The sequence below is a fragment of the Bacteroides parvus genome (assembly GCF_017309675.2).
In the GTDB taxonomy this organism is placed as follows: domain Bacteria; phylum Bacteroidota; class Bacteroidia; order Bacteroidales; family Bacteroidaceae; genus Bacteroides; species Bacteroides uniformis.
The window spans coordinates 1,693,395-1,717,257 of sequence record NZ_CP084680.1 but is presented as its reverse complement, the minus strand read 5'-3'; the positions used below and the strand labels follow the sequence as shown (position 1 = coordinate 1,717,257).

Here is a 23,863-nt window from a genome sequence, read left to right as displayed (position 1 = left end):
TATCAGAATTGAAGCATAATGGGATTATTCATCAGAAAGCCATTCGAGGCACTGCAAGCGGAGGCTAATGCCTCCGGAAAGAAAACATTGAAACGTGTACTTGGTCCGTGGAGCCTTGTTGCCCTGGGCGTGGGAGTCATCATCGGAGCGGGTCTATTCTCCATCACCGGAACGGTGGCGGCAGGCTATACGGGACCGGCCATCACACTGTCCTTTGCCATTGCCGCACTGGGATGCTGCTTCGCCGGACTGTGTTATGCGGAATTTGCGTCCATGATACCCGTAGCCGGCAGCGCATACACCTACTCGTATGCCACGATGGGCGAACTCATCGCCTGGATTATCGGGTGGGACCTGGTATTGGAATACACCGTAGCCGCAACCACAGTAAGCATCAGTTGGAGCCGCTATCTGGTCGTCTTTCTCGAGGGACTGGACATACATCTACCGCAAGCCCTCACCGCCTGTCCCTGGGATGGCGGAGTCGTAAATATCCCCGCCTTCCTTATCGTCGTGCTGATGAGCCTCTTCCTGATACGGGGTACGGAAGGCAGCTCCATCTTCAACGGCTTCATTGTATTCCTGAAGGTTTCCGTCATACTGATTTTTGTCATACTCGGCTGGAAATACATCAATACCGACAACTATACACCTTACATCCCTGCCAATACGGGCGTGCTGGGCGAATATGGCTTCTCCGGCATCCTGCGAGGGGCGGCCATCGTATTCTTCGCCTTCCTCGGGTTCGACGCTGTGAGCACAGCCGCCCAAGAGACGAAGAACCCGAAGCGGAACATGCCTATCGGCATTCTGGTCTCCCTGCTGGTATGCACCGTGCTCTATATGGTTTTTGCCCACGTCATGACGGGAGTGGCACACTACACCGCCTTCAGCGGACAGCAAGGCATTGCTCCCGTTGCCATAGCCATAGAGCACATGGGGCAGGCTGATGCTGCAGGTATCATCCAGCCGGACTATCCCTGGCTGAACCGTGCCATCGTGCTGTCCATTCTGTTCGGATATTGCTCCGTCATCATGGTGACACTGCTGGGACAGAGCCGCGTATTCCTAAGCATGAGCCATGACGGGCTGCTGCCTCCTTTCTTCTCGCATATCAACGAAAAGTTCCGTACTCCGGCACGCAGCAACCTGCTCTTCATGGTACTTGTGGGCCTGCTGGCAGCTTTTGCACCCGCACGGCTGGCCGGAGAGATGACAAGCATCGGCACGCTGATGGCCTTCACGCTGGTCTGTGCCGCTGTACTGGTAGTACGCAGAACCATGCCTGACGTGCCCCGTTCCTTTAAAACCCCACTTGTTCCACTTATCCCCATACTGGGTATTCTTACTTGCCTTTGCATGATGTTGTTCCTTCCTGCCGATACATGGATACGCCTGGTGCTGTGGATGCTCATCGGCCTGGACATCTACGTGGGCTACGGCATGAAGCACAGTAAGCTGGAGCATGGAGGCGCCACCCGCCACGGGCAGGTGGCCTTGAACATGATTGGACTTATCCTTGCCGTTCTTTGTGTCATCACCGGACTGTGGCACCAACAGACTGTGGGATGGGGAGAAAGCAAAGTGCTGCTGATTATCTCGTTTGTTTTCGCATTCACGCACTGCGCTTACTATATGTGGAGAATCTGGAGGAAATAATAAGCCCTAAATCTCCTCCTTTAAAGATAAACAATCTTTCATCCAAACTACCCCAGCACCCACTTGGTCCGCTTCCCGAAACAACGGTATGCCATTGCCACCAGAAACCAGGAAGTACAGAAAGCGACGACTGCGGCACAAGGTATCTGAAGATAGATAGGAACATGGATAGCACGCATCAAGACTACGCTCGGTCCGGTAAAGAAATAGTGTATCATATAGACTCCAAAACCACAGAGCGTCAAGTTTGCCAATGCTTTCTTGATGCGCTCCGAACGGAAATTGGCCCGCTTGCAAAGCATAAACACGGGGATGGTCATCATTACTACATTCAGCGAACAGTAGGTGAAGAAGAGTTCGAGCATCTCATCCGTAAAATCCGGCAAGGAGGTCATACGACGGAAACCAAGGAATGTCACGACATAGCCAATGGCAAACATGGGAATGCCGATGCCACAGAGTTGCCGGCCCGTCCAGTTATGGTTCCTCAGATAATGGCCCAACAACAGGTAGCCGTTAAAACCGGCAAAGTAATACAGCATACCGAACGAGTTCCACGAGCAAGTCCCCCAAAGGTACGGAGCGGCAAACTCGGTATAATAAGGCAGCAGCAGTGTCACTCCCCATGCTGCAAGAAACCATAGTTTGGCACGTTCCGAGGCCTTCTCCACCCATGCCGAGAATATCGGAAGATAGAGATAAAGCCCTATCAGCAGATAGATATACCACATGTGTACATCCAATAGAGAGAAATTAAAAGGCATTTCTGCAATATATCCCAGGCTCACTGCCAGAGACTGGCGCATCACTTCCTCACCCGAATAAGGGAAGAAATCCAGAATCACTTTCGGATCCACTCCCAGCAGTCCCGTTATCCAGGGGAACAGATTGTAAATCACAGACCAGATGAGGAAAGGAAAGAATACGCGGGGGATACGTTTCTTGTAGAATGCCGAGGCGTCACCCCGTACCGGCAACAGCAATGCACCGGTAATCATTACAAAAAGCGGTACGCAAGGACGGAGCGCCGCACCGTAGACAGCTCCCCAGAACTTGATGTCAACAATGTCGGGCGATGTGCCCGGATAGAAGTTAAAAGGGTCTGTGCAATGGCAGCAAACTACTGTAAACATTGCAACAAGGCGTACCACATCCAGCCATACGATGTGTTGTGCCGGAGTTTGTCGTGTAAGAGTTGGTTCCATGTTTTATTAAATTGGTTGTTTGGAGGGTTAAAGATAAAGAAGTTAACCGAGAAATGAAAAGGAGAATGTAACAAAAATACGACAACAAACGAGTTTCAGTTTTATTCTCCTATAGAGAACAATCTGTTTTATCAAGGCAGAACAGAGTGTTCCAATAGGGAAGAACAATTTGTTCCAACATAAAAGAACAGTTTGTTTCAATAGGAAGAAACAATTTGTTTCAACATAAAGGAACAGTTTGTTTTGCTTGATGAAACAGAGTGTTCTATGCCGCGAAACACTTTGTTTTCCTCTACAAAACAAAAAAGCCGTAACAAGATTTTCTCCGTTACGGCTTTCCTTATATTATGCCTTTCTAAAAGGCTTCTGTTTTACTTGCTGCAATTCCAGGGCTTCAGTTGCTTGAAGAAGTCGTTGCCCTTATCGTCCACCAGGATAAATGCAGGGAAGTTCTCCACCTCAATCTTCCAGATAGCTTCCATACCGAGCTCGGGATATTCCACGCACTCAATGCTCTTGATGTTGTTCTGTGCCAAGATAGCGGCAGGACCACCGATAGAGCCCAGGTAGAAACCGCCATACTTTTGGCAGGCATCTGTCACTTGCTGGCTGCGGTTACCTTTGGCAAGCATAATCATGCTGCCGCCGTGGCTTTGGAAGAGGTCTACATACGGGTCCATACGTCCGGCAGTAGTCGGGCCCATGGAGCCGCAAGCCATGCCTTGAGGAGTCTTGGCAGGACCGGCGTAGTAGATGGGATGGTCTTTGATGTACTGCGGCAGGTCTTCGCCACGGTCCAGACGTTCTTTCAGCTTGGCGTGTGCGATGTCACGGCCTACGATGATGGTTCCATTCAGAGACAAACGGGTGGAAACCGGATACTTGGTCAGTTCCTTCAGAATATCGGCCATCGGCTGGTTCAAGTCAATCTTCACCACGTCGCCTTCACCGGCCTTACGGAGTTCTTCGGGAATCAGTTCACCCGGGTTGCTGTCGAGCTTTTCAATCCAGATACCTTCTTTATTGATTTTACACTTGATGTTACGGTCGGCAGAGCAGGAAACACCCAGACCCACGGGGCAGGACGCACCGTGACGCGGCAGGCGGATGATGCGGATGTCGTGAGCCAGATACTTGCCGCCGAACTGGGCACCGAGGCCAATCTTATGAGCTTCTTCCAGTACCAGCTTCTCCAGTTCCACATCGCGGAAAGCGCGGCCGAATTCATTGCCGGTAGTGGGTAGGTTATCGTAGAAGTGAGTGGAAGCCAGTTTCACAGTCAGCAAGTTCTTTTCGGCAGAGGTACCGCCAATAACGAATGCGATGTGATAGGGAGGACAAGCTGCCGTACCCAAAGTCTTGATTTTTGAGATAAGGAAGGGAACCAATGTTTCGGGGTTGAGGATAGCCTTTGTCTCCTGGTAGAGATAAGTCTTGTTGGCAGAGCCACCACCCTTGGTTACGCAGAGGAACTCGTACTCCATACCTTCCGTAGCTTCAATGTCAATCTGTGCGGGGAGGTTGCACTTCGTATTCACCTCATCGTACATGGTGAGGGGAGCGTTCTGAGAATAACGCAGATTCTCTTCGGTATAAGTCTTGTAAACACCCAGTGAGAGAGCTTCTTCGTCACAGTAGCCGGTCCATACCTGCTGTCCCTTCTCACCATGGATGATTGCCGTACCCGTATCCTGGCAGAAAGGAAGTACCCCCTTGGATGCTACCTCGGCATTGCGCAGGAAGGTGAGTGCCACGTATTTATCGTTGTCGCTTGCCTCGGGGTCACTCAGAATCTTAGCAACCTGCTCGTTGTGCGAACGACGCAACATGAACGATACATCACGGAAAGCCGCATTGGCCATTGCCGTCAAACCTTCTTTTTCAATCTTCAAGATAGGTTTTCCTTCAAACTCGCTTACTGACACGTAATCTTTCGTAAGCAGATAATACTCAGTAGTATCTTTTCCCTTCTCGAACATGGGTTGATACTTGAACGGAGGTGTTGTTGCCATAATTACTCGTATATTTAATGTTTAAAAGTGATTCGGGTAGCAAAGACAGCACAAAACCGCCTTTACCGAGCAAAGGTAAAAACTATTATTGAAATAATTCTTTAATTAGAGTAAAAACGCAACAAATCATAATTAATTTTCTGATACCCGCTGCATCCGCCCTATCAGTTCATCGCCCAGCGCCGTCTTCACCTCAATGTGTTTCAGTACAGCCATTACAAACGGATTGCTTTCAAAATCGCCGCGTACCTGCTCAAAGTCGAGTTCCTTTTCCAAGCGTGAGCCATCGGCTCCAAAGCCCGTCATGGAAGCCAGTGAAAATTCTTTCTTGGCATCCTCATACACCATGCGGTCGAGGCCAACTACTGCTTCTTTCCATTTTTCGACAATATGTATGACGTCTTCCGCCGTCATACCTTCCGGCCTGATACCATAGAACTCTTCCAGCTTCTCATACGCCCAGGTCCATTCGTAGGTGTAGTAGTTGCTGTGCATCTTCTCAAACTCGGCATTGATAGACTTCAAGCGATTGACTTTGCCGGACTCAATACCGTCTATCAGCGCATCTATCTCACTCTTTGGGGCTATCAATCCGGAAATATCCACCCATTCGCCGCTGCCAATGACCGTATCGGGCTTCAAACGGGCACGTATTTCTTCATTGCTCCGGAAGTCAATGCCTTCCAAGCGCTTGATGACAGAGTTTCCGAGAAACTTATGAATGGCTATTTCATAGAAGCGGATGCCTTTCACCAAAGCCGAGTTACGTATCTTCGCGCTATGGAAAGAATAGATGTCCGAAAGCTCGCCACTGGCATGACGCAGATTCTGCAACGTTTCCCGTCCCTTGAACATTTTCTGCACCGTGTAGGGGCTGAGAAGATTATAGTTGATGTAATCCAGTTTGTTCGGGTCGGTACGCCCGTCACGTTTCGGCCACTTCTGGGCATCGCGGATGGTACCCACACTACGCAGGTTGACACCGGGCACGAGATAAGTCGTATTATTCTGCTCTATCAAGTAAGAGAACGGCAGGTTCGAAGTATCAGAATGGTTGACATGGCGCCCCATTACCAAGGAGAACGCTCCCACCCTTGCAGGCCACAAGATGTACGAATCGGAAGTCGTCTTGGCACCACGCTCCAAAGTGCCTTGATGGATAGGCCCTAACTTATACATATGGTTGCTCTGATTGGACCCCGAACCGGCATTCATAAAGGAAAACATACCGGCAATCAGCAACGTGGATTTATGGTGTGTCACCGTATAAGGTCCGGCAAAAATAGCGCACGCCTCCCCGTTCTCTCCCTGGCAGTTGCTGAAAAACAAAGAATCCGAAGCAGAGTAGTTGTGTCCCAACTTGCATGCCTGCCCCACGAAGCAGCGGCTCAGCATAGCTCCGTCATCTACATGAGACCCGGTAGAGATGATAAAATCATCGCAAATCACCCCATGCCCAATGTGTACCGGCGCCACCTCGTTGCTGTTGATGCTTCCGTTATACAGACGGCATGTACCACAGATGCGGCAATAATCACCGATGCGCACATTCTTTATGGAACCGGTGTTCAATATCATTACATGGTTCCCGATGCTTCCTACAGCAGAAGCATGTTTGTTGGAATAAAAATCCGTGATTTCCTTCATCCGTGTAATCAGTTCCGGACGATGGCGGTAAAGCGCCAGAATATAGGCTTGGTGTGCGGAGAGTTTATCATTAATCAGCACCTCACGGCCTCCCGTCTCATTCAGGACAGACACTTCTACCCCGTTACCGAACTTCGACACACCGTCTACCAGAATAATATCCACATTCTCAATAAAAGTATCATGCCCTATTTCATAATTGGCAATATAGTTCTGGATATTCTCAATGCAACAGTTATCTCCCACCGTTACATTATGCAGCGTCACATGCCGCAAACCGGAATGCTTCCTGATTCCTCCCGGCAACATAAATTCTGAATGGAACACTCCCAAACGCACCTCACCCGAAAAACGGGTATGATGCACAAATTCCGTTGAGAACTCTTCTGCAACAGCTACTTTTCCCCAATCATCAGCCAGACATGACTGGCTCTTCAACCGGAGAATTTCATCTTCGGTCAGTCTTCTGTAATTCATCCTTATAACGAGTTATGAATTATGAGTTATAAGTTATTGCCTTTGCCGGCACTACCGATTCAAACCGCTGCCAGCAAATAACTCATAACTTATCACTCATAACTAAAATTAAACTTCTTCTTCGTAGGTCTGATAAAGAAAGTCATTATAGGGGTACTTCTGCACGTGCAATTCCTTCACACGCTGATAAACCACACTCTTCAGTTCCTCCATATTGATTTTTTCGCGGGCAGAAATAAAGAGGCAGTTATCCTCCATCTTAGCCATCCACGTCTTCATCAGTTCTTCGAGTGTCAAGTTTTCCTTGGTTCTGGGGGTAAGGTCGTCAGCCGCTTTCTCTATATAGGTATAAGCGTCTATCTTATTGAATACAAGAATCATAGGCTTACCGGCGGCACCGATATCTGCCAACGTCTTGTTCACAACTTCTATCTGTTCTTCAAAATCCGGATGAGAGATGTCTACGATATGCAACAGCAAGTCTGCCTCGCGTACCTCGTCCAGAGTAGACTTGAAGGAGTCTACCAAATCCGTCGGCAATTTACGGATAAAGCCCACTGTATCAGAAAGCAGGAACGGCAGGTTCTCAATAATCACCTTACGCACCGTAGTATCCAACGTGGCAAACAACTTGTTCTCGGCAAAGACTTCACTTTTCGAAAGCAAAGTCATCAATGTGGATTTTCCTACATTGGTATATCCCACCAATGCCACACGAATCAAGCGTCCGCGGTTCTTCCGCTGGGTAGACTTCTGCTTGTCAATCTCAGCCAAGCGTTCCTTCAATAATGACATACGGTTCAAAATGATACGGCGGTCCATTTCCAGCTGCGTTTCACCCGGACCGCGAAGTCCCACGGAACCTTTACCTCCACCGGCACCGGAGCCACCACCCTGGCGTTCCAAGTGGGTCCACAAACGTTGCAGACGAGGAAGCATATACTTGTATTGAGCCAGCTCCACCTGCGTTTTTGCATTGGCAGTCTGGGCACGCATGGCAAAAATATCGAGAATGAGCGAAGTACGGTCCAATATCTTAATCTTCAGCTCCGCTTCAATGTTACGTATCTGTTTGGCAGAAAGTTCATCGTCAAAAATCACCATGCCGACTTCACGTTCGGCTTCTTCTTCATTCCGGATATACTCTCTGATTTCTTCCAGCTTGCCCTTGCCGACGTAGGTCACGGAATGCGCCTGGTCCAGCTTTTGGGTAAACCGCTTTACTACTTCCGCCCCGGCTGTCTCAGCCAAGAATGCAAGCTCGTCTAGGTATTCGTTGGTCTTACGCTCATCCTGAGTCTTCGTGACAAGACCTACCAATACCGCTGTTTCTGCCCGCACTTCGGAGATTACAAATTCTTTCATAGTTTCTATACCTTATTATATATATTGTTGGTTCGGGCAGCAAATATATATAATTTTAGCGGAAGCTCCTTAGAAAGAGAGATAAAATAAAGGGAGGATGAATTCTATTATAATTCACCCTCCACATTCATAAGTTCCGTATCACACGGAATACAAACAAAAATCAGTTGTTCAAATACAGCAAAGTTGTACCCTTAAGAGGATAATTTAATTCAGAGCCACTGTCATCTATACAAAAGAAGAGAGCTCCCAAATCAAATACCTTCTCAGCATCGTTGTAGCTTCCCAATGGATAAGTACCAAGGTCTTCGGAAAGATTTCCATAAACAGAACCGAAAGTTCCCCAATCGCTATTGGCCTCAGGACCTACACCATTTACCATTTTCCATCCCAATTTTGTAACAGTGATATAATATCCACCCGGATAAGTATTACCGTCCAACTCAATATAAGGAAGTTTAAAATCATCAGGAAGAAGAGTTCCTATGCCAAACAAAGAGTTAAAATAAGAATTGTCATAAGGACTCTTAAAACGATATTTGTTAAGTTCGGGATGCTTTTCCACCGTAATACCGGTCAGTTTAACACCGGTAGCACCAAATGCCTCAAACATATTGTCTATCAATGTGGCATTAGTACTTACCACTTCCCAAACTAATGGACAAATGGCACTGATCGTCAAGTCAGTAATGCCATACGGAGTGCCGTCCACTGCAGAGAGGGTCAAAGTATAGGGGACATCACGCTTCATATTCTGGTAAGTCACCGTTATTTTTGCCTCTGTCACACCATCAGCAAAGCTTACTTCGGTAGGAACTGTAAAAATGCCAGCAGCATTCTCACCGGGAGTAACAGTTATTTGTGTGGTGGAGGCTCCTGAACTTACTGTACGAAATACACTTACCTCGAAAGAACCAGACGTCTCGGTCAGCGTTATACTGCTTGATTGACTCGAAGGGAAGAAGACCCCTTGTCCATCGGCAGCAGCACCGGGATTCCAGTCAATATCGTCTGAACAAGCCGTCATTGTCAAGCCGCATACAGCCATGACCCAAAACAGTTTATTAAATATCTTATTCATATACAAATTCAATTATAAAGTTAGTTCATTTAATTTAATTGTTACCAGGCGCAAACTCTCCTATCGGAGTAGGACGCTTAGGAATAGCACCGGTCGGGTCCGGATTGTTCATTCCTTGAAGCGCGATATTTGAATCCACCTCGGTCTTGGGGATCATCAGCGTCCAGTTAGGCTTCACACCTTTACAGTTGATCTTGAAGTTATCTTCTTTAAAATTGGTACCCTCATAGTGCTGAATAACATCCGGTTTCAAACGCTTGGCAGTAGGGAATGCAACCCCCTCTCCCCAAAACTCGATACGCATCTGCTTCAAGACCTCAAGTTGGAAACTACGCAAATCGCCTGCGTTAAAACTGTAATCAGACTGACGATTTTGCTTCATAAAGTTATTCAACAGTTGTACACCTGCTGCCACACTCTGGCTGGCACCTACAGCTTCAGCCTCTATGAGATACATCTCTTCCACACGCATCACGGGAATATCAGCAGCCGCACCCACAGAATAAGTGCTATAGTCACCGCCCACGGGACGGAACTTCAATGACATATAATCCGGCTGTTCGTCCAACCACTCATTGCCTCTCACAGACTGGTAAGCGTAAACAGATCTGTCCGGGTCAAGGTAAGAATATTTGCGGAAATCGGTAGTAGGAATCGCGTCATAAAGTGAACGTGCCATTTGGAGTTTAGACAAAGAAGCATATCCCCAATCCGCTTCATTGGAAATGTGACCGATGAAATTAGCAAGGTTACCCATGTTGGAAGCTGTGGGGTGAAGATACCACATCCATGCAGAAGTAGCCGTATTGAAACCTGTAGTGGGGTTATGCCACTGTGCTTCGTTCATAGGAGTTGCACCCGACTTATCAATAGCCTTGCGGGCATACTCGGCAGCTTTATCAAATTGGCCATCCCACATATATACCTTAGCTTTCAGACCATATACTACAGCCAAGTCGGGAAAATTCTTGCTAGTAGGTATATAAGACTCCAAACCTATCTCTGCTTTGTCAAGGTCAGAAAGGATAAAGTTCACCATTTCTTCGTGAGTCGCACGCGGATTGCTCTTCGCAATGTCATTAGTTGTTTCCTCAGTTACAATGGGCACTGTCAGTCCCAACACCTTGCTACAATCAGTATAGATATTCTCTACTGGCTCGAAAAGCACCATCAGCGTATAATAGCTAAACGCACGGAAAGCATGGGATATACTGCCGAGTCCACGTATCTCATCGGTAATCGTGGGATCGGTAACGTCAACAACTGAAATCACGTCATTGGCCGATTTAACGAACTTATATAGGGTAAAGTAAGGCAAATATGAGTAATAACCATTGTCATACATCTGCAAGCTTGCATTGAAGGGCCACCACCAGTCATACCCATAGTCTGTGTCCACTACATCGCCCAACAATTCAGACTGTGCCAACATCAGCGAAGGATAGCCAAGGTCGGTTTCATGGGTCTGGCTACCATACACCAGATAGCCTTGTACCATTTGTGACGGCATGCCACTGACTGCAGCCTCAAGTGCCGTAGCTGACGCACCGATTTGCTCGGAGGTCGCAGTAGAATCTTCGGGAAAAACCTCTTCTATACAGCCGGTTAGTACTGTAGCCGATACCACCATGGCTGAAAACAACTTGAATATATTTTTCTTCATAATCATTGTTATCTATAATATTTAGTTTTAGAACTCGAATGACACACCACCGGAGATGGTACGCATCGGTGAATAGAAAGTAGCGTTGGTCGTCTCGTCATATGATTGACGCGGGTCGAACCCTTTACGTTTAGACCAGTAGAAAACATTTTCTGCCGACATGTACACGCGCAAAGAGCTTATAGCCAGTTTCTTTGTCCACTTGGAAGGCAATGTATAGCCCACATTTATGTTCTGGATATTCAAGAAACTTGCATCAGTCAAGAAACGTGTAGATGATGAAGCCGGATATGAAGGGTCATTCATCATGAAACGCGGAATATCAGTGTTGGTGTTCTCGGGAGTCCATGACTTTAGGATATCCTTGTGATAGTTGTAACCTGCCGTGCCTTTGGGTGATGACATAAAGTATGCATACGTGCCATCATACTGCTTGCCGCCAATCTGGTAAGTGAAGTTAATACCGAAATCTACACCATATACTTTCAGTTTGGTACCGAAACCACCGTATACCTTGGGCATCGTGCTTTCCTCTGTGATGTAATAGTCAGCTTCAGCATGGTTCCAAGTCGTTTCGCGTCCGGTGATGTTGCCGGCCTCATCCTTAACATTCTTATAATACAAGGCTCTTCCCTCTTCGTCCACTCCGGCATATTCCTTCATACGCCATGTAAACATAGACAAATCTTCACCAATGAAGAAGCTTCCGTTAGAATAACCCTTATATCCCTTTCCGTCAGCTGTATACTCAGTAGTAATCAACTTGTCAGGATCAAGCATCGTAATACGGTTCTTCAAAGTTGAGATGTTCAAATTTACGTCCCACGTAAAGTTACGTGTATCGAAGATATTCACATTGAAATCCATTTCTACACCACTATTGACCATGTTACCAACATTGTCCAGATAAGAAGAATAACCCAATGAAGGAGCCACGGAGAATGAGAATAACATATCTGAAGTCTTGCGTCTGTAGTACTCTATGCTACCGGTAACGCGGTCCCACAATTGGAATTCCGCACCGATATTGAAATTGGTATTGGTTTCCCAAGTGATGTCCTTAGTACCTTTAGAGTAGAACGAAGTGCCGAGACTATTATTGGAATTAATAATATTAAATCTATCCGTATAGCGGAAATCACCGATGTTATCGTTACCTTGTGAACCGATTGAAGCCTTCAACTTCAGTTCCTGCACCCAAGAAGCATCAAACCAGCTTTCTTTGTTGATGAGCCATGCACCACCTGCCGACCAGAATGTACCCCAGCGGTGGTCTGGATGGAAACGGCTGGAAGCATCACGACGCAAGGAAGCTGAGCCGAAGATGCGTTCGTCATAGTTGTATTGCAAACGTCCGAAGAAGCCTTCGTTGTTACGACGACTCTTATATGAAGAAGCACTCTGTCCATCTATAATGGCACCATCCAATTCCTGATTGTCCTGAGAGAACATCTGTGACTTACTGGCTCCCAAATAAGAAAGGCGGTAGTCATAATATTCATGTCCTAACAAAATATCGAAATTATTGCTTCCGAATGATTTGGCATATGAGACAAGTTGTTGCAAGTTGTAGTCGTAAGTTCTCTGATGGCTCTTGCTTACTGTACCACCGGTAGAATCGAACTGTCCATAATAAGGATTATAAACATATGTAAAGCGTGTCTCATCCAAGTTGAAAGTACCATTGAATGTCACCTTTAACCCTTCTATAGGAGTTATGTCTACAAAAGCATTACCACTGATAGCATTTCCTTCAGCATTATGGGTGTTAAGTTTGTTGTCCAGAATAGGATTGGCATCAGGAATGAAAGGACGTTGCATACCTGCATTGATACCGCTACCGTAGTCCATCATTCCAATACCATTCTTATCAACCATGATACTGCCATCAGCATTACGTACGTAAGCAGGATAGATGGGAGCCATTTGGGTAATAAATGCCCATACATTACCTTGAGAACTACTGGAACCATTATTACTCAATGAATTGGAATCAAATCGCGCATATGCCATATTACCACCGATCTTCAACCACTTCTTGGCTTGATAGTCGGCTTTTAAACGGCCAGTCAAACGTTTCAGGTCAGAACCTTCAGTGATACCCTCATTTCCAAGATAGCCTAAAGAAACATAGAAAGAAGATTTTTCATTAGCTGCGCTCACTGAGAAGTTATATTCCTGACGTAAACCGGTACGCATACCTACATCGTCCCAATCATCCGGAGTAAGCAGATAGTCGCGTCCTTTATAATTCACAACTCTACCCAATGTGGCATTGGGATTAAGCTTGCCATTCTGACCGATAAGGTATTGTCCTTCGGGAACCGTATAGACATTGTAACCCAAGCCACCGTTAGAGCCAAACAAATTGTTATTTGCCTCAAGCCATGCAGCCTGATCACTCATTCCCCCCTCATATTTATAGTAGTTTTTCATTGCCTCATAGTGCGTCTCATAGTACATGCCAGGATTGTCAATCACGTCATATTTCTGCAACGCACGGGTATTTGCTCCCCACTTGGCATCGAAAGTTACTTTGGCCTCACCCGACATATTGGCTTTCTTGGTAGTGATGATAATTACACCGTTAGCACCACGCGCACCGTAAAGAGCATTGGAAGCCGCATCCTTCAATACCGTCATTGATTCAACGTCGTTGGGATTGATATTATTGATATCACCGCTATAAGGAGCACCATCCACAATAATCAGAGGGTCGTTTCCTGCATTGAGTGAACTGAAACCACGGATCTTGATGGATGACTTTGAACCAGGAGCACCGTCATTGGATGTCAATGTCACACCCGGCACAGCACCAGCCAAAGCATCGGTAACGTTTGTCACCTGCGACTGCTCCAGCTTTTCCGTACCTATCACCTTAGCCGAACCCGTAAATGCAGACTTCTTTGCTGTACCGAAAGCAACTACCATTACCTCATCAAGCATCTCTGTATCAGACTTCATCACCACTTTTACGCTAGGTTTTATTGTCACCTCCTGGGTTTGCATACCAATATAAGAAATTACCAGAGTTTTCGCGGAACTTGGTACGTTTGGTAATGTAAAATCACCATCTACACCGGTAATAGCACCAACTTGTGTACCTTTTACCAATACAGAGGCTCCAATAACTGGCTGCCCGTCTTCTTCAGAAATTACAACACCTGTAACCTTCTGGGTTTGGGCAGTTACTAGGCCTATTCCAACAAAAAGACAGGCCAATAACAGCATTAATTTTCTTTTCATAAATTCTCTCTTAAAGTTTAACTTTACATTAATTGTTTCTTTACTCTAACAAAGTGCAAATATATTAATAAAACTGAAACGAACAACTATTTTATTGAAAAAACCTTGTAAATCTATCAATCTGTTAATTAAATACGCTACTTTATGCTTAATAACAGATTTTTCATACTTAAAAAACCTAAACCGGCTTATGTTTACTATCACTATGATTCCCTCTTTCAAGGTGATTTTTCCAAGAAATACACATATTTTAAAACAAAATGGTTAATAAACAAGCCGCTAAAACAAAAAACATACCTGATTTTGAAACAAAATGAGAATTTCCGGAGATTAAATACCAATTAATAGCTAAACACAAAAAGACACTTTTTAGAGATATTAATTCTTATTCTATTCTCACCGAGCACAGAATATCGTCTTATTTGTTATTAGTATTAATTAAAACCAAACAAAATGAGTAAAATTATTTACAATCTAGTGTACAACAGAAAAAGAAGCCTGAATAAAAAAGGAATGGCGTTAGTGCAAGTAGAAGCCTATTTGGATAGAAAAAAAAAGTATTTCTCCACCAAAGTTTATCTAAAGCCAGAACAATGGGACAATAAAAAGCTTATCGTGAAGAATCATCCTAATGCGGATGCACTGAATAGATTGATATATGAATTTATGGCTATGATAGAAAAAAAAGAGTTGGAATTGTGGCAGCAAGGAAGGCGTATTTCATTAGAATTACTAAAGGACGTTTTGAGCACAAGCGAAAACAAAACCTCTTTTATTTCTTTTTGTAGACAAGAGATAGCAAACTCTGCTCTGAAAGAAAGTACAAAACGAAATCACCTCTCCACTCTTTCATTATTACAACAGTTCAAAAAGGATGTAACCTTTTCTGATTTAACATTCGAATTCATATCCTCCTTTGAATATTTCTTGCAATCAAGAGGCTATCACACAAATACGATAGCCAAACATATGAAGCATCTGAAGCGGCATATAAATGTTGCCATCAACAAGGATTATATAGAGATACAAAAATACGCTTTTCGAAAGTACAAGATTAAAACTATAGAAAACAAGCATACGCACTTATCCCCTGAAGAGCTGGAGAAGTTGGAGAAATTAAGCTTGGCTGGCAGATATACTAAATTGCAGAAGACTTTAGATGCATTCTTGTTTTGTTGCTATGCAGGAATGAGATATTCTGATTTTATCAGTTTATCACCCGATAACATCGTGGAGATCCGTCAAGAAACCTGGCTAATTTATAAATCCATAAAGACGAGTACAGAAGTCAGATTGCCTCTTTATCTCTTATTCGAAGGAAAAGGGCTTGTTATTCTGGACAAATATCGGGATGACTTACAAAGCTTCTTTCATTTAAGGGATAACTCTAATGTGAACAAAAATTTAATTGTGATTTCCCGCCTAGCCGGTTTATCAAAAAAGATTTCATTTCACACCGCTCGCCATACTAATGCAACTCTATTGATTTATAATGGAGTAAACATTACAACGGTGCAAAAATTGTTGGGGCATAAAAGTGTTAAAACCACACAAGTGTATACGAATGTAATGGATATGACTATAGTACATGATTTAGAAAAGAGCCATGCACTCATGCCTTTGCCTAAAAAAACACGAACTTAGCATAGTCAATACTGCACTTTCATATCATTAGTCATATACTTCTCCTTTAAAGTCTATTCACTCACTATTCTGTTTCAACCTGCTCGCTGCAAACTCACTGCATACGTTTTGCAGTATTACTGCATATTGTTTGCAGTACCACTGCATATTGCTTGCAGTACCACTGCAACAGCTTTGCAGTATCACTGCAATAGGTTTGCAAAATCTTGCAGCAAGAAACTATTTATAATCAATTAGATACAGCATAGTGTGAATAGAAGATTAACATTGGTGTTTTATCAATATTTAAACTGATTGGAGGTGTGGAAGCTAAATTTGCTTCCACACTTTTGCATTGCTTCCACAGCATCTGTGATGCCGATGAATAGAGGGATATAAGGAACGGGTGGAAGCGTGGAAGCAAAAATGATGAAAACTGTTATGAGGAAACAATTGTTGTCTTGATTGTTTAGCCAATCAGAAAGTTTTGAATTTGCTGTTTTCTGAAGCTATTGAAATATTCTTTTACATAGACTTTAGTAGTTTCGCTAATAAAGTGACAATGTAGAATAAATACTTCATTGAAAGCAGCTAAGATGATAGATATTGACAAAAGACATGCTTCATATAAGAGGAAGAATCATTTAAAATCTTTAAGCAGTGTATTAACTTTATGGTATACATCTGATAACTTGGTTGTTAATCCAACAAATAGTATCACAGCAGTAAGGTTTTATGCGTTGCCCCCCATACACATACCTTGTAAGAAAGAAAATTTCGCTATAGTTATTTCTATCACACAGTATAATTACCTGATTATTAGCGAAATAAATAACAATATAGTTCCGCGAAAACTTTGGTGATTTCGTACATTGGCATGCAGACTCAAGAGGTTGAGATTAAGCCGAATATAAAAGTATTCATGCGTTCCGATTCTGAGATGCTTGATGAGGTAATGGTGGTAGCTTACGGAACAGCAAAGAAGTCCGCTTTTACTGGTTCAGCCTCTGTGATCAAGTCTGAGACATTGGAGAAGCGTCAAGTCTCCAACTTATCGAACGCACTTTCCGGTACTGTATCTGGTGTGCAGACACAAAGTACAAATGGCCAGCCGGGTACGAGTGCGACAGTTCGTATTCGCGGTATTGGTTCTATGTATGCCAGCAACAATCCTTTGTATGTAGTGGATGGCATTCCTTATGAAGGAGATATCTCCGCTGTCAATTCACAAGATATTGAATCGATGACCGTATTGAAAGATGCTGCAGCTGCTGCTCTGTATGGCGCACGTGGTGCAAACGGTGTTATTTTGGTTACTACAAAAAAAGGTAAGAGCGGTGATACGCAGATTTCTTTAGACGCCCGTTGGGGAGTCAACTCCCGCTTAGTAAAAAACTATGATGTATTGCAGAATGCAAATACCTATATGGAGACTGCATATTCTGCTTTGTACAACGGATACCTATATAATAGCGGATATACAGCAGAACAGGCTTATCAATTGGCCAATGCAGACTTGTTTCCCAAGCTGGGCTATCAAGTTTATACCATACCTGATGGACAATATCTTATTGGTCGGAACGGCAAGTTAAACCCTCATGCAGCTTTGGGATATAGTGACGGTGACTATTATTATACACCGGACAACTGGTCTGATGAGATGTTCCAAAGTAATTTGCGCCAAGAGTATAATCTTAGTGTTTCTGGTGGTTCGGACAAATTAAGTTACTATCTGTCTGCCAGTTATTTGAATGATGAAGGTATTATTGAAAATTCAGGTTTCGAACGTATCTCCACTCGTATGAACGTGGATTATCAGGCTAAAAAGTGGTTGAAACTTGGAGTGAATCTTAGCTATTCGAATGTAACAAGCCGTTCACCGGGCGATCAGGATACCGATGCCGCTACTTCTTCCGGCAATGCGTTCTTTGTTGGTAACTTTATTGCACCAATCTATCCGATGTATGTACGGAATGCAGACGGCAGCTTCCAATATAATGCCAATACCGGCTATCATGTATACGACTATGGTGATGGTTCAAGTACAAACTTCACCCGTAATTTTATGAGTATGTCCAATCCTATGAGCGGTTTCCTTTATGATACTGAAAAATATCTGATGGATATCCTGAATGGGAAATGGTATGCAAAGATTGATATCATTGACGGTTTGTCATTGACAGCTTCTTTGGGCTTGCATATTGACAACACACGCCAGCATAGTGTGGGTAACAAGTATTATGGTCAGTCGGCTTCCTATGGCGGTTCTGTTATGCAATACTCCTCACGCGTTTATTCGCTTGACCAACAATATCTGTTGAATTACAAAAAGACATTCGGCAACCATAACTTGGATATTCTTGCCGGCTATGAAAGTATGGACTTCAACACGGAAAGTCACTATATTTTAGGATATAACATGTATAGTGACAAGAACTGGACTGCATCTAATGTTATCGACCGCAAGAATGGTTCTGGCAGTTACAATGAATATGCCACAATCGGTATCATTACACGTGCCAGCTACGATTTCAATGAAAAATATTATGGCAGTGTTTCTTATCGTCGTGATGCTTCTTCACGCTTCCATCCGGATAACCGTTGGGGTAACTTCTGGAGTGTGAGTGCAGCATGGGATATGGCAAAAGAAGACTTTATCAGTCAATACGATTGGATCAACATGCTGAAGCTGAAGGCTTCTTTCGGTCAGCAGGGTAATGACAACCTCTATTATAAAGGATATACAAACTACTATCCGTATCTGGATCAGTTCACGGTTAGCGGGTCTGACGGTGTATTCTCTGATGGTGTGCTCTACTACAAGGGAAGCAAAGATATCACTTGGGAAACATCCAATTCATTCAATGTAGGTGTGGATTTCGCTCTTTTGGGAGGACGTATTGACGGTACAATCGAATACTTCAACCGCCAGACTAAGGATATGTTGTATTATAAACCGGTAGCGATGTCTAACGGTTATACCCAACTTCCTATGAATATCGGTTCGGTACGCAACTCCGGTGTGGAAATTGAATTGAACTATACTCCTATTGAAACTAATGATTTAAAGTGGGTGATCAATTGGAATGGAACATTGATGAAAAATAAGATTCTTGAGCTGCATCCGGATTTGAAAGGAGAGATGATTGATGGTTCCTATATTTATCGTGAAGGTGAATCTTTGTACCAGATGTATTTGACAAAATATGCAGGGGTAGATCCTGATTCCGGCGAAGCTCTGTATTGGGCAAAGGACGAAAACGGTGTAGAGCATAAGGATAAAGATTGGTCTGCTGCCTACAATTCCAATAGACAAGCTTCCGGTGACCTGTTGCCTACTATCTATGGCGGTGTCGGTACAACATTGGAGTTCCGTGGCTTTGATTTCTCCATCCAGTGTGCTTATCAGTTGGGTGGTACGATTTATGATAGTGGCTATCAAGCTTTCATGCATGGCGGTGACTCCCACTACATGGGATATAACTGGCACAAGGATATCTTGAATGCATGGACACCGGAGAATAGAAATACCAATATTCCGCGTGTAGATGCCATTGATAAATACACCAACTCTTCATCAGACCGTTGGTTGACAAGTTCTGATTATTTCTCTATCAACAACATCACCCTGGGCTATACTTTACCTAAGAGATGGTTGAGAAGTCTGGGTATCGGAAGCTTGCGTATTTACGGTGCGGCTGACAATGTGGCTCTTTTCTCTGCCCGTAAAGGGCTTGATCCACGTATGAGCTACACAACAGCTTCTACAGATAGATATACGCCTATACGTACTATTTCCGGCGGTTTGAAAGTAACATTCTGATAATAGTTCAATAATAAAATACAGAAAAAATATGAAGAAATTATATAAGATAACACCGTATGTTATGCTCGGTTTGATGGTAGCTGGATGTACAGATCTGGATACAGAACCGCTGAGTTCGACTATTACATCTGACCAAAAGGAAGAAGTTGTTGAATCTGATCCTTCCAGATTGGAAGCCAGCGTAGCAGCCGTGGCTGCAAATTTCACCCAATATGCCAAAATCTACACAGAAGATGACAATGTGCATAGTGATATAGGTTATCCGACCATTATGCTGGCCACGGAATCAAGAGGTACGGACATGGTGGCAGATATTACTGGTTATAACTGGTATTCCAATTCAGCCGATTACAGTGACTGCTTGAATACAAGTACAGCTACCATTGAATTCTGGGGTACATTGTACAATCAGATTTTTACAGCCAATAACGTAATCGGTACTGTAGATAACGAAACTGAAGATCCTACGTTACAATATTATCTGGCGCAGGCATTAGCTGTCCGTGCTTTTGACTATTTTACGTTGATACAGTTGTATCAGTTCAATTACAAAGGACATGAGAGTGCCATGGGTATGCCTTTGATTACAGAGCAGAATGCAACAGAAGTTGCAGCCAATGGTTGCGCCCGTTCTACGGTGCAGGAAACTTATGATTTTATCTTGGCAGACCTGAATAAAGCTATTGAGTTGCTGACAGCCACTACAAAAGAACGTGCTGACAAGCGCTATGTCAGCTTGGATGTCGCTTACGGTATCCGTGCGCGTGTCTACTTGGCAATGCACAACTATGCAGAAGCTTTAAAGGATGCGGAAGCCGCACTGGCCAAAACTACTGCCACTCCATACTCCCGTGCTGATGTAAGCAAGCCTTCATTCATTAATATCGAAGACAATTCATGGATGTGGGGTATCTTGATTACAGAACAGGACCGTGTAAGTACAACCGGTATTTGTAACTTCCCGTCACACATGGGATCTTTGAATTATGGTTATGCTTCTGTAGGCGGATGGCGTAGAATCAGTCCGAAACTCTATAATGAGATTCCTGCCAGTGATGTCCGCAAGGGATGGTTCCTGAACGGTGAAGGTATATCCGCCAATTTGCCTGCTGCAGCCCAGGCATATATTACTGGGAAAAAGGCACCTGCCTATACACAAGTGAAGTATGGGGTGCTGAATGACCAATGGGGAACTGACAACAATGCTACGGATATAATATTGATGCGTGTTGAGGAAATGTATCTTATCAAGGCTGAGGCACAAGCTATGAGTGGTAATGTCAGTGGCGGTGTATCTACCCTTAACTCGTTTGTTACTGCATATCGTGACCCGTCTTATCAGTGTACAGCCACTACACCGGAAGCTGTGCAGGAAGCTGTTTGGCAACAACGTCGTCTTGAATTCTGGGGAGAAGGTATGGCATATTTTGATATTATGCGTCTGAACAAGGGAGTCAACCGTTTAGGCTGCGGCTTCCCGACTACTGCCGTATTTAATATTACAGCAGGTGATCCGGTTCAAATTTACAGTATTCCTAATAAGGAAGTACAATATAACCCATTATTGGAGAACAATCCGCTGGTTTCGGCACCTACACCAATACCTGATGTAGAATAATGTATATGTTAACTATTAAAAATATGGAATATGAAATATATAAATAAGATACTTAGTCTGTTTGTCATCGCACTGATAGCTACCTCTTGCGATCCTGATGCAGAAAGTTATACTCCGGGTGAACAGGAAGACGGTAATCAAGGCATCTGCTTTGTGGGCAATTACACCCAAACAGTGGAAGTTGAGCCGGGAATAACCTCTTTTGATTTAACCTTGACACGCGCCTTGACAGATGCTGTCGGTACGGTTGATGTTACTGTGATAAATAATGAAGAGAATATATTTATATGCCCTTCTACTGTATCATTCGCTGCTGGAGAGAAAACAGCCAAGTTGACAGTTGAAGCACCATCAGCTGCTGAGGGTATCACTTATAATCTACAGCTGGCTTTGAGCGGCAATGATGTCAGTAACTATTCCTCCGGATACCATGAAATATCAGTGAATTTTGCTATTTTGAAGTGGGAATCTATCGGTACCGGATACTACTTGGATGGTACAGTTTCCAATTTCTTTAAAGTAGATCCGTCTGTTCCGATGGCTGTGGAAATTGAAAAGACTACAACTGCTACCAGTACACGTTTCCGTTTCGACAGCCCGTTTGCCAAAGTTGCGACCGCACAAGATGAGGTTGGTGGTTTCAACGGTTATCCCTTTAATGAAGAGGCTGATATAGTTCCAGGTGAATATACTTTCGTAATTGATGTGACTAAAGAAGGCGCTTCTTTGAAACCAATTCAATATGGTATGGATTGGGGATATGGTATGTTCAGCGGTGGTTCTGTATATGGCAACTTATCTACTAATATAAATTCTTATCCTTTGGGAGTTTATAATGAAAAGGCCGGTAGTATTACCTTCCCAGCCAATTCGTTGTACGTAAGTATGGCTGACTATCAAGACGGTGGTGCATATCCTTGTACCAACCCGTCTTATCTCTACTTGAGTGCGGAAGCATACCTTAACTCTTTGGAGACAGAGTAATTTGAAAATTAAAAAAATTACATAAGAAAAGCCGGTTCACACAAGGGGCCGGCTTTTTACTTTAAATATCGATTCGCAGAGATTGAATCGTTAATTTACAGTTTTTCCTTATCCTCTGCCAACAAAAAGTTTCGCAGTGAAATCTGTTTAATTCCTTTGTAATTTCCCCCGCTTTGCATTTCATCCATTGTTACCACATATTTGGGGTAATTGTCTGCTATTTCCAAAAGATTGCCAAATTCTCGCCTAACAGTTGCATCATCGGGAAGCATATATGCTACTTGAATATAGATTTTATGGTCGTCTTTGGAAGCAATGAAATCAATTTCCTTATTACCACTCTTTCCAACATATACTTCATATCCATATCTTAACAAATCAATGCATACTACATTTTCCATTAACTTGTTGATGTCTTTTCGAAAATCGAAATGCTGTATGGAATTATGTAATCCCAAATCTTCAAAATAATATTTCTCACCAATCTCAAAGATTTTCATCCCTTGGATTTCAGCTCGTTGAATTTTGTAAATAAAGAAACTATTGCACAGTGCCTTTAGATAGTTCAGAATTGTCTGCGTAGGAATGTTGACGTGTTGCGACTTTAAATATTTACTAATATTCTGGGCAGAAAAAAGAGAACCGGTATTATCTATCAGATAAGCTACGAGATTTTCCAAAAAAGATACATTCCGGATTGATTCACGTGCAACCACATCTTTTAGTAGGATAGTGGAATAAACGTTTCTCAAATACTCAAATATGACATTCTTGTCCATTGTTAGATTATGAATGTAGGGCATACCTCCGAATGTAAGATAGAGTTTTAAACTTTCGGTGGAATCTTGACATTGATTGAAAGTTAAGAATTCCCCGTAGCTAAGTGAATGAATGGGAAATTCTATATATCTTCCTGCCAACTGAGTAGCAAGTTCACTGGATAGCATTTTAGCATTACTTCCGGTGCAATAGATATCGCATCTATTTTCATTCAATAAACTCCGCAGACACAATTGGAATTCTTCAATCTCTTGGATTTCATCTACAAAGAGATAGTTATGATTATGCCCAATAACCTTCTTTAAAACATATTGATAAAGATCCATGTAGTTCCTAATTTCCGTGAAGGCAAGTTGCTCTTTATCTACAAAAATGATATTGGCTTCCGGTATGTTTTTCTTTATGATATCTGATATCTGCAAAAGAATGTAGCTTTTACCTATCCTACGTTGGCCGGTTATTACTTTTATTATACTTTTATCAATAAACGGTTCAATTCTCCTTATGTATAAAGGGCGGGAGATATAATTTTTCATATTCAAACACGATTTAGTTTATGCACAAAGATATAAAATCATTCAATTATAATTGAATCTTTCCATACATATTATATATTCATCGATTATAAATAACATATGTAAACCAAATATTTCTCAACAAAAAATATTTTGGAACTT

The 23,863-nt window shown here is 43.4% G+C and carries 13 protein-coding genes; 5 read left to right on the top strand and 8 right to left on the bottom strand.

The window, feature by feature from the left end:
• The first annotated feature begins 18 nt into the window (after positions 1-18).
• Positions 19-1,659, top strand: a complete 1,641-nt coding sequence (locus JXR92_RS06790) for an amino acid permease (RefSeq protein ID WP_138346414.1) — start codon at positions 19-21, stop codon at positions 1,657-1,659.
• Positions 1,660-1,706: 47 nt separating this feature from the next.
• On the opposite strand, the gene JXR92_RS06785 is transcribed toward JXR92_RS06790, so the two are convergent.
• From JXR92_RS06785 to JXR92_RS06755, 7 genes are all read right to left on the bottom strand, one after another.
• A complete protein-coding gene (locus tag JXR92_RS06785; RefSeq protein WP_138346411.1) occupies positions 1,707-2,864 on the bottom strand; it encodes an acyltransferase in 1,158 nt (385 codons plus the stop codon).
• 371 nt (positions 2,865-3,235) lie between these two features.
• The gene (locus JXR92_RS06780; RefSeq protein WP_005824254.1) at positions 3,236-4,876 is read right to left on the bottom strand and encodes a fumarate hydratase; all 1,641 of its coding nucleotides are present in this window, start codon (positions 4,874-4,876) and stop codon (positions 3,236-3,238) included.
• Positions 4,877-5,008: 132 nt separating this feature from the next.
• On the bottom strand, positions 5,009-7,000 hold the full coding sequence (locus JXR92_RS06775; protein ID WP_171030470.1) for a DUF4954 family protein: 1,992 nt from the start codon (positions 6,998-7,000) through the stop codon (positions 5,009-5,011).
• A 108-nt stretch (positions 7,001-7,108) separates the two neighbouring features.
• On the bottom strand, positions 7,109-8,365 hold the full coding sequence (gene hflX, locus JXR92_RS06770) for a GTPase HflX (protein WP_119961765.1): 1,257 nt from the start codon (positions 8,363-8,365) through the stop codon (positions 7,109-7,111).
• Positions 8,366-8,528: 163 nt separating this feature from the next.
• Positions 8,529-9,446, bottom strand: a complete 918-nt coding sequence (locus JXR92_RS06765; protein ID WP_138346406.1) for a hypothetical protein — start codon at positions 9,444-9,446, stop codon at positions 8,529-8,531.
• Between the two features lie 34 nt (positions 9,447-9,480).
• A complete protein-coding gene (locus tag JXR92_RS06760) occupies positions 9,481-11,109 on the bottom strand; it encodes a RagB/SusD family nutrient uptake outer membrane protein (protein WP_226791303.1) in 1,629 nt (542 codons plus the stop codon).
• A gap of 27 nt (positions 11,110-11,136) precedes the next feature.
• On the bottom strand, positions 11,137-14,355 hold the full coding sequence (locus tag JXR92_RS06755) for a SusC/RagA family TonB-linked outer membrane protein (protein ID WP_226791302.1): 3,219 nt from the start codon (positions 14,353-14,355) through the stop codon (positions 11,137-11,139).
• Between the two features lie 453 nt (positions 14,356-14,808).
• Between JXR92_RS06755 and JXR92_RS06750 the strand changes: the two genes are divergently transcribed.
• The 4 genes from JXR92_RS06750 (at position 14,809) to JXR92_RS06735 (ending at position 22,406) form a co-directional block, all read left to right on the top strand.
• On the top strand, positions 14,809-15,999 hold the full coding sequence (locus JXR92_RS06750; protein WP_131225754.1) for a site-specific integrase: 1,191 nt from the start codon (positions 14,809-14,811) through the stop codon (positions 15,997-15,999).
• Between the two features lie 835 nt (positions 16,000-16,834).
• Positions 16,835-19,801 (top strand): SusC/RagA family TonB-linked outer membrane protein, encoded by a 2,967-nt coding sequence (locus JXR92_RS06745; RefSeq protein ID WP_138346397.1) that lies wholly within the window; start codon positions 16,835-16,837, stop codon positions 19,799-19,801.
• Between the two features lie 31 nt (positions 19,802-19,832).
• Entirely contained in the window at positions 19,833-21,422 is a 1,590-nt protein-coding gene (locus tag JXR92_RS06740; protein ID WP_138346400.1) for a RagB/SusD family nutrient uptake outer membrane protein, read from the top strand.
• A gap of 30 nt (positions 21,423-21,452) precedes the next feature.
• Complete coding sequence (locus tag JXR92_RS06735; protein ID WP_131225750.1) at positions 21,453-22,406, top strand: hypothetical protein; 954 nt, start codon at positions 21,453-21,455, stop codon at positions 22,404-22,406.
• Between the two features lie 95 nt (positions 22,407-22,501).
• Here the strand turns inward: JXR92_RS06735 and JXR92_RS06730 are convergent, their stop codons facing one another.
• Positions 22,502-23,722 carry an ATP-binding protein gene (locus JXR92_RS06730; RefSeq protein ID WP_131225749.1) on the bottom strand — a complete coding sequence of 407 codons (1,221 nt, stop codon included), beginning with the start codon at positions 23,720-23,722 and terminating at the stop codon, positions 22,502-22,504.
• Between the last annotated feature and the right edge of the window lie 141 nt (positions 23,723-23,863).

Bases quoted from the DNA above. Each gene is read 5' to 3' on its own strand.
- JXR92_RS06780 (WP_005824254.1), bottom strand. From the start codon at position 4,876: ATGGCAACAACACCTCCGTTCAAGTATCAACCCATGTTCGAGAAGGGA.
- JXR92_RS06760 (WP_226791303.1), bottom strand. From the start codon at position 11,109: ATGAAGAAAAATATATTCAAGTTGTTTTCAGCCATGGTGGTATCGGCT.
- hflX (WP_119961765.1), bottom strand. From the start codon at position 8,365: ATGAAAGAATTTGTAATCTCCGAAGTGCGGGCAGAAACAGCGGTATTG.
- JXR92_RS06790 (WP_138346414.1), top strand. From the start codon at position 19: ATGGGATTATTCATCAGAAAGCCATTCGAGGCACTGCAAGCGGAGGCT.
- JXR92_RS06765 (WP_138346406.1), bottom strand. From the start codon at position 9,446: ATGAATAAGATATTTAATAAACTGTTTTGGGTCATGGCTGTATGCGGC.
- JXR92_RS06730 (WP_131225749.1), bottom strand. From the start codon at position 23,722: ATGAAAAATTATATCTCCCGCCCTTTATACATAAGGAGAATTGAACCG.
- JXR92_RS06740 (WP_138346400.1), top strand. From the start codon at position 19,833: ATGAAGAAATTATATAAGATAACACCGTATGTTATGCTCGGTTTGATG.
- JXR92_RS06775 (WP_171030470.1), bottom strand. From the start codon at position 7,000: ATGAATTACAGAAGACTGACCGAAGATGAAATTCTCCGGTTGAAGAGC.
- JXR92_RS06755 (WP_226791302.1), bottom strand. From the start codon at position 14,355: ATGAAAAGAAAATTAATGCTGTTATTGGCCTGTCTTTTTGTTGGAATA.
- JXR92_RS06735 (WP_131225750.1), top strand. From the start codon at position 21,453: ATGAAATATATAAATAAGATACTTAGTCTGTTTGTCATCGCACTGATA.
- JXR92_RS06750 (WP_131225754.1), top strand. From the start codon at position 14,809: ATGAGTAAAATTATTTACAATCTAGTGTACAACAGAAAAAGAAGCCTG.
- JXR92_RS06785 (WP_138346411.1), bottom strand. From the start codon at position 2,864: ATGGAACCAACTCTTACACGACAAACTCCGGCACAACACATCGTATGG.